We start from the raw sequence: 12,018 nt of genomic DNA on the forward strand, positions 1-12,018 counted from the left end.
ACAACATCCTCCGAACTGGAGGGTGTCACCGGGGCTGTTCCCCGCACCCGGGGTTTCCCCCGAGCACTTCTTAAAGCTTACCCGACCGTTTCCGCCTCGTCAAACCGGTATCTCCCGGTTTGTCGCACTTCCACGACGGGGTCGTGCGCCCGACAGGCACAGCGGTACCACCGCTGGACTCGTCGGGTTTTGGCAGGCCGGCCGCTGCGGTCTTCCCCGCCGGGCTCGCCCGGTGCCCTGCCGACGGAGAAAGGTACACCGCCGAAACGCGTACGCCAAATCGGGGTCCCCACGTCGCCAAGCGGCACAGAAAAAGGCGGGAATGTCCGACTTAACCCTGGCGTTGGCTCCGTGGTACGTCCATCCGAGGGCCGGCCGTCGACCGGGCACGCGCGCAGCCCGGTCACCGTGGCGGCGCCCTCCGACGCGCGACCGGAAGGAAGCCACGTGCTGACCACCCTTGTTCGCGGGGTCCGGTGGCTGACCGCCATCACCCCGCCCACCACCCGCCGGGCGGCGCTCGCGACCGCGGGACTCGCCGTCATAGGCGCCTCCGTCGCCGGACCGGCGATTGCCCTGGGCAGCGACCCGGAGACGGCCGCGGTGGCGGCGCCACCGGCCAGGGAGCTGGCGGTCGACTACCAGGCTCAGCCCAACTTCTACTACTGCGGGCCCGCGGCGACCCGGATCGCCCTGAGCGCCCGCGGCCCGGCGCCGAGCCAGGACGAGATCGCGGCACGACTGGGTACGACCGTGCACGGCACGGACTCGGCGGAGGACACCACCCGGGTCCTCAACGCGGTCGGGGGAACGCGTTTCTACCGCACCACCGCGATTCCGGGTGATACCGCCACGCCGGAGGAGACGGACCGGCTCCGGCGGGACGTCACCCGGGCCGTCGCCACCGACCACCCCGTCGTGGTGAACGTCATCGGCACCGCAACGGACACCGACGGCACCCCGCACGCGTACGACGGCGGCCACTACCTGACCGTGGTCGGCTACCGGGACCACGGTCGGACAGTCAAGATCGCCGATCCCGCCAACGTCAACGGCGACAGCTCGTACTGGATGAGCACAAGCAACCTGGCGAACTGGGCCGCCACCCGCGGCTACTCCGGCTGACGGGGCGAGCACCAGCGGCGGATCCGCCGCCTCACGCGGGAGCCGGACGTCGTACCCCGTCTCTAGTCTGATGCGGCGGATGGAGGGGATGGAGATGAGTGAGCTGATGGCGGGCCCAAATACGTCGACTGTTGTCGATCATACGGAGACGGCGGCCGACCCGACCGGGGTGGTGGCCGCCGTTGACGCGGAAGGTGCGGGGGCGGCCGTCGCCTCGGGGAGCTCGGTGGTGAGTCCCGTGGTGGACGCCGACCGCGCCGAGCCGTTCGACGACCGCGAGGCCTACACGGCGGCACTCGACGAGATCCGGTCGGCCGCCGCGGCGTACTACAACGGCGCGGACCTGGTGATGGACGACGCGACGTACGACGCCCTGCTGGCCCGGGTCGTCGCCACCGAGACCGCCCGCCCCGACTGGAAGGCTGACGACTCACCGAGTGGGCTGGTCGCGGCCGGTGTCGGGATCGTCGGCGACGTCGTACACAGCGAGCCGATGCTCAGCCTCGACAACGTCTTCGGCGAGGAGGAGCTGCGGCGCTGGGCGGCCCGGCTCGACAGGCTGCTCGGCCGTCCCGCCGCCGGCTACACCGTCGAGCCCAAGATCGATGGTCTCGCCATCGCCGCCCGGTACGTCGCCGGTCGGCTGGTCCAGGTCGCCACCCGGGGTGACGGCCGGGCCGGCGAGGATGTCACCGCCCAGGCCCGACGGGCGGTCGGGCTGCCGGAGCAGCTCGCCGAACCGGTGACGATGGAGATCCGGGGCGAGATCTTCATGACCGACGCCGACTTCGCCCGCGCCAACGAGCTGCGGACCAGCCACGGCGAGCCGCCGTTCGCCCATCCGCGCAGCGCCGCCGCCGGTACGCTCCGGGCCCAGGACCGGGCCTACGACGCCCCGCTCTCGTTCCTCGCGTACGCCGTCCACGGCCTCGACGCCGCCACGACCGGCCTCGACGGCGACGGCGCGGCGCTGCCCCACTCGGCGCTGATGGCGTACGTCGAACGCCTCGGGGTCGCCACCACCGCCGGCTCCCCCGCCGGCATGCGGCGCTGCACCACCCTGGACGAGGTGCTGGCGGCGGTGGCGGAGCTCTCGGCGCGCCGGGGCGAGCTCGGCTTCGGCATCGACGGTGCGGTGATCAAGGCCGACCACCCCGCCGACCGGGAACTGGCCGGCTCGGGGACCCGCGCACCGCGCTGGGGGATCGCCTACAAGTTCCCCGCCGACACCCGCACCACCACCCTGCTCCGGATCGAGGTACAGGTCGGCCGGACCGGCGTCATCACCCCGGTGGCGGTACTGGCCCCGGTGCAGGTCGGCGGGGTCACGGTCACCTCGGCGACGCTGCACAACTTCGACGACCTGGTCCGCCGCAACGTCCGGGTCGGGGACACGGTCTTCGTCCGCCGGGCCGGCGACGTGATCCCCGAGGTCACCGGCGCCAAGCTGGACGAACGGCCGGCGGACTCGACACCCTACGAGCCGCCCGTCACCTGCCCCCGCTGCGGTGGTGAGATCGACCGGTCGCAGAAGCGCTGGCGCTGTGTCCAGGGGCGGGCGTGCGGGGCCCGCGAGTCGCTCGCCTACTACGCGGCCCGGGACTCGATGGACATCGAGGGGCTCGGCAGCAAGATCATCGACCTGCTGGTCGGGGCCGGCCTGGTCACGGATCCCGGTGACCTCTATGCCCTCGAACCCTCCGCGTTGGTCACCCTTGACCGGCTCGGCGAGGTCTCGGCCCGCAAGCTCGTCGCCAACATCCAGGCGTCCAAGACGCGACCACTCTCCCGGGTCCTCACCGGGCTCGGCGTACGGATGACCGGCCGGTCGATGTCGCGCCGGCTGGCCCGGCACTTCGGCACGATGGAGGCGCTGCTCGCCGCCTCCGTGGCCGACCTGCAGCAGGTCGAGGGGATCGGCCCGGAACGGGCGGTCACCATCGCGGCGGAGCTGGTCGAGCTCACCCCGGTCATCGAGAAGCTCGCCGCGCACGGGGTCAACATGACCGAGCCGGGAGTCGTCGGAGCGGCGTCGGCCACCGGGGGCGACGACGCGGACGTACCGACGTCGACAGCGCTACCGCTGCGCCGGCCGGACGGCACCCCGATGACGGTCGTGGTGACCGGCTCGGTGCCGGGGCTCACCCGTACCGAGGGCAACGAGGCGGTCGAACGGCTCGGCGGCAGGTCGTCGGGCTCCGTCTCGAAGCGGACCGACCTGGTCGTGGTCGGCGAGGGCGCCGGTAGCAAGGCGGAGAAGGCCGAGGCGCTCGGTGTACCGGTGCTGTCGGCGGAACGCTTCGCGGATCTGCTCGCGGCACACACCGCCGGTGACGCGGCGACGGTCGCGGAGATCCTGGCCAGCCTGGCGGGCGATCCGGAGCCGGCGGCCGGCTGAACCGTCCCGGCCGGCCACGCCGGGGCCACACACCACCGGCCGAGCGGCGGCCGGGCCGGATCGGATCGGCGTACCGCGAGCCGGGGTCACGCCGGGCCGGCGCGGGGACGGCGCACGGCGCGCACCCGGTCGGGACGGCCGAGCGCCCCGGCCGGGTCAGCGACGGCCGATGACGACGGTGGCGGCCAACTCGTCGTCGGTCACGACCACCGCGTCGAGTCCGGCGTCCGCGAGTACGGCCCAGGCCACCGGCGCCTGCGCCTGGCCGGTCTCCACCAGCAGGTGGCCTCCGGGGGCGAGCCAGTCCGGCGCCCCGGCGAAGACCCGGCGCAGCACGTCGAGGCCGTCCGGCCCGCCGTCCAGCGCCACCAGCGGCTCGTGCAGCCGCGCCTCGGGCGGCAGCAGGCCCACCTCGCCGGTGGGTACGTACGGGATGTTCGCCACCAGGACGTCCACCCGGCCCCGGAGCCGCGCCGGCAACGGCTCGTACAGGTCACCCGCGTACACCCGGCCGCCGAACGGGCGGAGGTTTCGCCGCGCGCACTCCACCGCCGCCGGCTCCACGTCCACGGCGTACAGCTCGACACCGGCGACCAGGGTCGCCACCACCACGCCGATCGCTCCGGAGCCGCAACCCAGGTCGAGAACGGTCGCCCCGGGGGCGGTCAGCGCCGCAGCTCGCCGGGCCAGCAGCTCGGTACGGCGCCGCGGCACGAAGACGCCGGGATCGACGTCGATCCGCAGCCCGCAGAAGTCGACCCAGCCGACGACGTGTTCCAGCGGCAGGCCGGCGACCCGGCGTTCGACCATGGCACGCAGGGTGGCCGGATCGGGCGCGGACTCGATCAGGATCCGCGCCTCATCCTCGGCGAAGACGCAGCCGGCCGCCCGGAGCCGGGCGACGACGGTGTCACGCCCGACCAGAATCGAATTGTCGGCAGCGGTCGCGGGAGACGCGGCGGAACGGCCGGGGAAGGCGGGAAGGAAGCGGGACGTGGACATGGGTAACCCCCGGGACCCCGGCGGCGCCCTCCGGTTACCGCGACCCGATCCGTCGTACGGAAGGCCACGGCTCGCGTGGTGGGAGCACCGCGCCGGTCAGGACGGAAATGGGTCCCACCTCCTTCGCTCGCAGTGGCTGAGCTCTCACAACGTACCCCATTACCGCGCCGTTCCGGCTCCGCGGGTCCGACCCGCGATCGTGCCTGCCACCGCCTGGCCCCCGGGATCTCCGGGACTCACCCCCCTGGCTGACCAGGTCCGGCAGGCTCGATGCCGACGGGGTGCCGGCGGTACGGGTGAGGCTCGAGGTCACGGTGTCGGCCAGCCACCGCGGACGCCCGGCAGTAGTCAACCGGTCAGCGCACGACGGACCGTTTCTCCTTGGGCAGGGCCTCGATGAGCGACCGTGGCACGTTGACGGTGTCGGCGATCACCTGCGGCGGGGTGTTCGCCATCCACTGGGTCAGCGAGATGTCGGCGAACCGCTCGTTGCGGAACATCTCCAGGAACACCAGGGGCTCGTCGCCCACGTTTTCGATGTAGTGCCCGTACGCGAACGGCACGTAGCCGACGTCGCCGGCCTGGAAGTCGAAGGTACGGGCGACGCCGGAACTCGCGAAGACACCCATCCGACCGGAGCCCGAGATGTAGTACTGCCACTCGTCGTCGGTGGGGTGCCAGTGCAGTTCGCGCATTCCACCCGGTTCCACCTCCACGAGCGCGGCCGAGATGGTCGAGGCGGTGAAGCCGGTCGAGTCCGCGATCCGCACGCTGCCGCCGGGAAACCGCACCGGCTCCTGCTGCTGCAGCCGGTGGGTGAAGGTGCGGGGGACGTCGCCGGTCGGGCTCACCACCCGGTCAGCGTCCAGCGGTGGCGGCACCTGACCGGCGAAGATGTACTTCTCCCGCTCCGGGATCCGGTCGAGCTGGTCCGGCGTCCAGCCGAAGTTCTTCGCCAGCACGCTGCGTGGTGTGTGCGCGAAGAAATCGCTGAGCAGGAACGTGCTGTTCTCCGAGAAGGCGCCGTCGTCGAAGACCAGCAGGAACTCCACGCCCTCGTCGAGCGCCTGGATGTGGTGCGGCACCCCCTTGGGAAAGAACCAGAGGTCGCCGGCGCGTACGTCGTCGAGGAAGTTGCGGCCCTCCTGGTCCACCGCGCTGATCCGGCAGCTCCCGGTCAGCACGTACGCCCACTCCGACTGCTTGTGCCAGTGCAGTTCCCGGTACGCGCCGGGCTCCAGTTTCATGTCGACACCGGCGAGCGTCGTCGCGATCGGGAGTTCCCGCTGCGTCACCTCGCGGGCCCACCCGCCCTGCTCGATCCGGGTGTGGGCCATCGAGAAGGAGAACTTGAGGTTCGGCACCGTGCCGCGGTCGGTCGTCGGCGAGACCAGCAGGTCGGGGTTCTGCCGATCGAGGGCGACGTTCCGGGGTCCCTGGTCGCGGCCGCCCTGGCCGTCACGTCGGGGCTGCGGGGTGTCCTGTTCCGCCTCGCTCATCGCACCTCCGGGTTGGGCAGCGAGCGAATAACCCGTTCCGCGGTGGATACACCTCAGGAACCCCGTTCGACTCGGGATCGAGCCGCCCGCCACCCCGGCCCGCCAGCCGACCGTACGGCGCCGGGCGACCGTCGGCGTGCTCTTCGTCGTCGCCGCGGTCGTCGTCCTCAGCGCGGCCGAGCCGTTCGGCAGGTCCCTCGTCGACACCCGAGCGGCCCTGGGGCTCGACGAGTTCCTGCTGGTGCAGTGGCTGGCGCCGGTCGCCTCCGAGGCGCCCGAGGTGATCGTGGCGATCACGTTCGCGCTCCGGGGCCGGGCCGACGACGGACTCGGCGCCCTGCTGGCCCACCGTTGCCGGGAGTTGCCGGCGCTGGTCCGCGCCGCCTGGTCCACCCGCCGTGCCCGGCCCGGCGGCCCCCGCGCGAGCACCGCCACCCGCACGACCGGCTGGTGAGGCCGCCGGCCGGCGGGTGGGCTCCTCACGGAGCGGGCTCCGCCAGCCCGGCTGGCGGACGCGCACCACGGGCTGGAGATTCCGCTACCGGTTGCCCTTGGCCTCGCGCTTGGCGGTCATCGGCTCGGTCCCCTTGCCGACCTTCTTCAACGCGTGCCGCAACTGCTCCGCGGTCATCTTCGAGTTGCCCTCGATACCCGCGGCGTGCGCGCGCTGCCGCAGGTCGTGGAGTTCGTCTCGGTCACCCATGTCAGGCCCTCTTTCCTCGTTCCTCACGCCGACCGCGCCGGGCGACTCGGCGGTCCGGCCCGGCTACGGGATGATCAACCCGCCACCACCGGACCCGGGATGGCTTCCCCCGACGGCCGCACCCAAACGGGATCGCGCGGCGCCGGCACGGCTAGCCGTTGAGGAGTCGGGAGAGGTTCGTCAGGCTGGTGATCAGCGCGGTGACGTACGTGAGGAACCGCCCCGCCCACTTGACGACCGCCGCCGCGATCTGCGAGGCGATCACCGGGATGGTCACGACGAAGATCGCCTCGACGGCCCAGACGACCACCCGGGCCACCAGGTCGGCGATGAGGTCCCGCACGATGTCCCGGGTGAACGACACCAGGTTGCCGGCGGCCTCGGTGGCCAGCGCCATCGCCGTCGAGAGCCCGCCGAGCCCGCCAAGGGCCATCGGCTACCGGGGCACGGGTCGGCCCGCCGACGCGGCGGGTCCACAACCGACGGTGGTGCCGGGGCCCGCGCGGGGCCGCGACCTCCGCACGCCCCACCCGAGGCACACCATTAACGGGGCGCGCAGCGGCGTGGTCAAGGATCCCAGCACCGTCTACCTGCGCGGCTAGGAGGACGTGATGCACGACGACGTGGCGCAGATCGCCGCGGGCAACGCCCGGTGGGATCCGACGACCCAGCGGTACGAGATCAACGGCCGGTACTACGGCGTCGAGCCGTCGGGGACGGTCTTCCCCGACCCGGGCGCGGGTATGTGAAGCTGAGCGGTACCGAGTACGCGGCGCTCAAGGAGATCGCGAGAGCTGGTGGCGACATCTCACAGGCGCCACAGCTGACCAGGAACCCGCGCTTCGTGAACAACCCGCAGGCAGTCGAGAAGGCGATGCAGATCTACAACGGAACGTACGAACCGTGACGTACTACCTCCTGATCTTCGGTGAACTGCATAGGGACCGCCTCGCCGCGGCGCTGGCGGCCCTGCTCGCACTGCCCGAGGACGCCGTCGACGTCGGTGACGAAGACGACCTCGACCGCAACTGGTCGGCGCCGGTGAGCTGCACCGTTTCGCCCCGGGCCGGCGACTTCCACTGGCACCTGGACATCTACCTCACCGACGCGGTCACGCAGCGGCCCGCCGACTCGGTCCTCGCCGCGCGACTGGCGCAGCAGATGCGCACGGTGGTGGCCTATCCGGGTACGGAGGCGCAGCCGAGCGCGTACTGGATCGTGGGCCCCGACGGCCGCCGGACCCGGGCGCGGATCACCGACCTCGGCTGGGAGGAGGGGCCGGTGTACCGGATCGAGGCGGTCGAGCGTCCGCTGGCCGCGCTACCGGACCTGCCGGTGGCCGCGATACCGGAGGTGATCCGCGAGCACCGGCTGCCCACCCCGATCACCGACCAGCTCCAGGCGCGGTCGGAGCCCTGGTCGACCTCGGAGGTACCGGGTGTGGCGGACGCGGTGTGGCGGGCCCGCACCCGGCTCGGCGTGTGGGAGGGCCTGGTGGCCCGCATGGCCGCCGGATGGCCGCCGGACGGCTGGTACCCGGCGACCTACTACCAGGAGGACCTGGGGTACCGCGACGAGCTGGCCCGGGTGGGTCAGGCGATGCCCGAGCCGCCCCGCGCCCTGTTCGCGTCGGCTCTCGAGGAGGTCGACCGCCAGTTCGTCGCGCTCACCGAGGACGACGGGGGCGCCGCGCTGGCGACGGAACTGGGCGGCACGGCAGCGGTGCCGGCCGACCCCGAGCGGTGGTGGTGGCGTCGGATCCCGCAACCGCTGCCCTGGCGGGACCAGCCGGCTCGACCCGGGTCGTGACCCGGCCCGGGCCGCCGGCGGCGGGCCGGCCCCGGCATCGCCGTCGGCGGCGGACCATGGTGCCGGTCGCGGGCCACGCCGGCGAGCCGGCGGTGGGAGCGCCGGTCAGGTCGCCTCGGCCAACAGCCCGTCGACGAGGTCGCGTGGCAGGCCGTGGGTGTCGTGGAGGTACCGGTAGTCCGCGCCGGTCAGCGGGGCACGGGACCGGTACCGGGAGATGACCCGGCGACCGCGGCGCAGCAGGCCGCGGAACCGTTCTTCCTCGTCCTGGAGCAGGAGACGTACTCCGGTGACGTTCGCGGTCTGGCGGAACCGGTCGAGGGTGTCGGCGAACGGCTCGTCGGGCAGGTCGGACAGGGTCCGCGTCGGGTCGCCACGCCACAGGATGGTGAGGGTACGGCGGAGCAGCCGGCGCAGCACGTAGCCACGACCGGTGTTCGCCGGCCGTACGCCGTCTCCAACGACCACCACGCTGGACCGGAGGTGGTCACAGACGCGACGGAGCGACGACTCGTCCGGATGCCACAGCGCGGTGACGGCACGGACCCACGGGGCGAAGGCGTCGCCCTCGAAGACCGACCCGTGTCCCCGCAGCACCATCTCCAGCCGTTCCAACCCCATGCCGGTGTCGACGTTGGGCCGGCGCAGCGGCTCCAGCCGGCCGTCGTCGTGGCGGTGGTAGCGCATCTGCACGTGATTCCACACCTCCAGCCACCGCCCGTCGGTCCCGGGGGTGCCGCTCGGCGGGCTGTCCCCGGTCCAGACGTAGATCTCCGAGTCCGGTCCGCACGGCCCGGTCGGCCCGTTCGACCACCAGTTCTCGCGCTGGGTCAGCTCCACCGGCACACCGAGGTCACGCCAGGTCTCCAGCGCGGGAAGGTCGGGCCCCACCTGCTCGTCACCGCCGAACACGGTCGCGTACAACCGGTCCGGCGCGATCCCGAAACCCTCGCGGAGCAACTGGTAGCCCCATCGCAGGCTCTGCGGCGGGTCGTAGTCGCCCAGCGACCATGATCCGAGCATCTGGAAGACGGTCAGGTGGGTGCGGTCGCCGACCTCGTCCAGGTCGGTGGTCCGCAGGCACCGCTGGACGTTGGCCAGCCGGCGACCCAGCGGGTGGGGACGTCCCTCGAGGTACGGCGTCAGCGGGTGCATCCCGGAGGTGGTGAAGAGCACGGGATCGTCCGGCGGGCGAACCAGCGAGCTCTCGGGGAGCGGCAGGTGACCGCGTTCCCGGTAGAAGTCGACGAAGGTGCGGATGATCCGGTCGGGCGTCATGACGGCGGCCTTTCGATGCGTGGCGGCCGAAAGGTCCGCGGACACCGGGACAGGTACGGATGACGGGCGACGCCGGCGGACCGTTTCGGTCGCCGGCGGACAGGTCGGAGATCGGGAGGATCAGGCGGCGGCGACCGTCGAGCGGGTAGCTCGCGCGGCCGCGGCGGCGAATCGCCTGGTCATCCTCATGCATCACACTCTATCGCGCCGGGGCAACCGCGCCCACCCATTCCGGGCGGGCGCGGCCGGGCGGCGGGTACGGGCGTGGCCGGGTCCCCGCCGCCCGGCCGGTGTTTCAGCGGGCCAGCTCGGCCATGTCGTCGGCGGTGAGGTGGAGGCCGGCTGCCGAGACGTTCTCTGTCAGATGGTCGAGCGAACCGGTGCCGGGTATGGCCAGCGTCGCCGGTGACACGGCCAGCAGCCAGGCCAGCGCCACCTGTGCGGTGGTCGCCCGGTGCCGGGCGGCGACGTTCGCGAGACGGGTGGGATCGATTGGCACGGCACCGCCGCCGAGCGGGAAGTACGGCACGTACGCGATGCCCTCCCGCTCGCATTCGGCGAGCAGGTTGGCGTCGCCCCGGTGATGCACGTGGAAGTGGTTCTGCACGGCCGCGACCGGGGCGATCGACCGCGCCTCGGCGAGCTGGGCCGCGTCGACGTGGCTGAGCCCGAGGTGCCGGATCAGCCCCTCACGACGGAGCTCCGCCAGGGCCTCGAACCGCTCGGCGACCGATTCGCCGCCCGGCTCGCCCATGCCGCCCACCCGCAGGTAGACGAGGTCGAGGCGGTCCAGGCCGAGGCGGCGCAGGTCCGCCTCGACCAGTCCGCGCAGTTGCTCGGCGCTCGCCTGTCCGGTGGGGACCACGCCTGTCTCGACCAACGGGCCGACCTTGGTCGCGATCACCAGGTCGTCGGGGTACGGGAACAGCGCGCGGCGAATCAGCTCGTGCGCCTGGAGGTCCCCGAAGCCGTAGAAGCCGGCGGTGTCGATGTGGTTCACGCCGAGTTCCACCGCCCGGCGCAGCACCGCGACGCTCTCCTCGGGGTCGGGCACGCGACGGCCGAGGGCAAGGCGCATCGCGCCGAAGCCGATCCGATTGACCCGCAGGTCACCGCCGAGCGGGAAATCGCCGGCCGCAGCCGCGGTCGCGTTCTGGTTTGGATTCATCCTGATACCGCCTTTCCCGGGCACAACCGCCCGGCAGGTGAGGGAGGTGGTCGCACCACCCCCGGTCGCCGCTCTGGTGATCTCGGCACGGGCCGGGTTTGACCCGTGGGGTGTTACAGGTCGCCCGACGCCTGGGCGGACACGACGTACCCGAGGGCGTCCCGGAGTACGGCGGCGAAGGGCGGAGGACTGGTGGTGCTGAGCCAATGCCGGCCGGCGATGCGGACTGCGGCGGCGACCGCGGCCGCCATGACCTGCCACCGCAGGGTGTCCTGGGGGCCGCTGCCGGTGCGCTCGGCGATGGCGGCGGCGAGCGGTTCCTCGGCCATGGTGAAGGCCTTGAGGGCCTCACCCTGCAGTTCCGGGGTTGACATGATCATGGCCAGCCCGGCCCGGTCGGGTTCGGGCGTGGCGAAGACCTCGATCGCCGCGGCGATGATGGCCTCGGCGAGCGGTTCGTCGGAGGGACGGGAGCGCAGTGCCCGGCCGAGGCGGCGGGCCTGGTCGGCCTGGAAGGCGCAGATCGCCTCCTCCCGGCTGGCGAAGTAGTTGTTGTACGTGCGGGGCGCCACCCCGGCGGCCGAGGCGATGTCAGAGACCCGGACGAGTTTGAGGCCTCCGGGGCCCTGCTCCAGCGCCAGGCGCAGGGCGGCCGCGCTGATCGCTTCGCGAACGGCCCGCTTGTTGCGGGTCCGCACATCACGGGGTTCGTCGTCGTCCATCACCGTGCGGTTCCGGCACCATCGGCCGGTCCCTCCCCTCTCCTCGCTGATCCAGCCTGCGCGCCGGATGCCGACGATCCCGTCGGCGTCCGGCGCGGCACATGGTAGCCGTTAGATGCGCGACGCGCACTATATGCGCGTCACGCAAGTTTGGGTTATGGTACCGGCGATGCCTGGCACTCGAAGCAGGTAAGTGCCAACCGCACAGGTGCGCCGGGGCGGCGAGATCCCCGTCCCGGGGATCGTCCGTCGCGGGCGTCGGCCCCGGCACACCGTCCCGCAGATCAGGAGGAAGAATGCCGTCAAAGATCATT

At 72.5% G+C, this 12,018-nt stretch carries 13 protein-coding genes; 6 read left to right on the top strand and 7 right to left on the bottom strand.

The annotated features are described in order from the left end of the window. Nucleotides 1-450 precede the first annotated feature (450 nt). Nucleotides 451-1,125, top strand: coding sequence for a C39 family peptidase (locus EF879_RS26575; RefSeq protein ID WP_370375565.1), 675 nt, complete (start codon nt 451-453; stop codon nt 1,123-1,125). Nucleotides 1,126-1,354: 229 nt separating this feature from the next. After that, a complete protein-coding gene (gene ligA, locus EF879_RS26580) occupies nt 1,355-3,523 on the top strand; it encodes an NAD-dependent DNA ligase LigA (protein WP_233604774.1) in 2,169 nt (722 codons plus the stop codon). 156 nt (nt 3,524-3,679) lie between these two features. Here the strand turns inward: ligA and EF879_RS26585 are convergent, their stop codons facing one another. Further along, a complete protein-coding gene (locus tag EF879_RS26585; RefSeq protein WP_123563303.1) occupies nt 3,680-4,525 on the bottom strand; it encodes a putative protein N(5)-glutamine methyltransferase in 846 nt (281 codons plus the stop codon). Nucleotides 4,526-4,881: 356 nt separating this feature from the next. Next, nucleotides 4,882-6,024 carry an oxalate decarboxylase family bicupin gene (locus EF879_RS26590; RefSeq protein WP_123563305.1) on the bottom strand — a complete coding sequence of 381 codons (1,143 nt, stop codon included), beginning with the start codon at nt 6,022-6,024 and terminating at the stop codon, nt 4,882-4,884. Nucleotides 6,025-6,160: 136 nt separating this feature from the next. On the opposite strand from EF879_RS26590, the gene EF879_RS27420 reads away from it, so the two are divergent. Next, nucleotides 6,161-6,478, top strand: a complete 318-nt coding sequence (locus EF879_RS27420; RefSeq protein ID WP_199736627.1) for a hypothetical protein — start codon at nt 6,161-6,163, stop codon at nt 6,476-6,478. An 84-nt stretch (nt 6,479-6,562) separates the two neighbouring features. Here the strand turns inward: EF879_RS27420 and EF879_RS27425 are convergent, their stop codons facing one another. Further along, a complete protein-coding gene (locus EF879_RS27425; RefSeq protein ID WP_158624316.1) occupies nt 6,563-6,727 on the bottom strand; it encodes a hypothetical protein in 165 nt (54 codons plus the stop codon). A 151-nt stretch (nt 6,728-6,878) separates the two neighbouring features. Next, nucleotides 6,879-7,160: a hypothetical protein gene (locus EF879_RS26600; RefSeq protein WP_199736628.1), complete on the bottom strand. Its 282-nt coding sequence runs from the start codon at nt 7,158-7,160 to the stop codon at nt 6,879-6,881. A gap of 178 nt (nt 7,161-7,338) precedes the next feature. Between EF879_RS26600 and EF879_RS27430 the strand changes: the two genes are divergently transcribed. Genes EF879_RS27430 through EF879_RS26605 form a run of 3 tightly spaced genes read left to right on the top strand, consistent with a single transcriptional unit; the run spans nt 7,339 to nt 8,536 of the window. Continuing rightward, a complete protein-coding gene (locus EF879_RS27430; protein WP_158624317.1) occupies nt 7,339-7,476 on the top strand; it encodes a hypothetical protein in 138 nt (45 codons plus the stop codon). Further along, nucleotides 7,473-7,634 carry a hypothetical protein gene (locus tag EF879_RS27435; RefSeq protein WP_158624319.1) on the top strand — a complete coding sequence of 54 codons (162 nt, stop codon included), beginning with the start codon at nt 7,473-7,475 and terminating at the stop codon, nt 7,632-7,634. Before EF879_RS27430 ends, EF879_RS27435 begins: the two co-directional genes overlap by 4 nt. Further along, a complete protein-coding gene (locus EF879_RS26605) occupies nt 7,631-8,536 on the top strand; it encodes a hypothetical protein (protein ID WP_123563309.1) in 906 nt (301 codons plus the stop codon). The genes EF879_RS27435 and EF879_RS26605 overlap by 4 nt, the downstream gene beginning before the upstream one ends. 105 nt (nt 8,537-8,641) lie before the next feature. Here the strand turns inward: EF879_RS26605 and EF879_RS26610 are convergent, their stop codons facing one another. The 3 genes from EF879_RS26610 to EF879_RS26620 all read right to left on the bottom strand — a co-directional run bounded on the left by EF879_RS26610 (nt 8,642) and on the right by EF879_RS26620 (nt 11,704). Continuing rightward, the gene (locus EF879_RS26610; RefSeq protein WP_123563311.1) at nt 8,642-9,814 is read right to left on the bottom strand and encodes an alanine--tRNA ligase-related protein; all 1,173 of its coding nucleotides are present in this window, start codon (nt 9,812-9,814) and stop codon (nt 8,642-8,644) included. Between the two features lie 295 nt (nt 9,815-10,109). After that, a complete protein-coding gene (locus EF879_RS26615; RefSeq protein WP_123563313.1) occupies nt 10,110-10,982 on the bottom strand; it encodes an oxidoreductase in 873 nt (290 codons plus the stop codon). A 113-nt stretch (nt 10,983-11,095) separates the two neighbouring features. Further along, nucleotides 11,096-11,704: a TetR/AcrR family transcriptional regulator gene (locus tag EF879_RS26620; RefSeq protein ID WP_123563315.1), complete on the bottom strand. Its 609-nt coding sequence runs from the start codon at nt 11,702-11,704 to the stop codon at nt 11,096-11,098. Between the last annotated feature and the right edge of the window lie 314 nt (nt 11,705-12,018).

It is taken from the genome of Micromonospora sp. HM5-17 (assembly GCF_003762835.1).
In the GTDB taxonomy this organism is placed as follows: Bacteria; Actinomycetota; Actinomycetes; order Mycobacteriales; family Micromonosporaceae; genus Plantactinospora.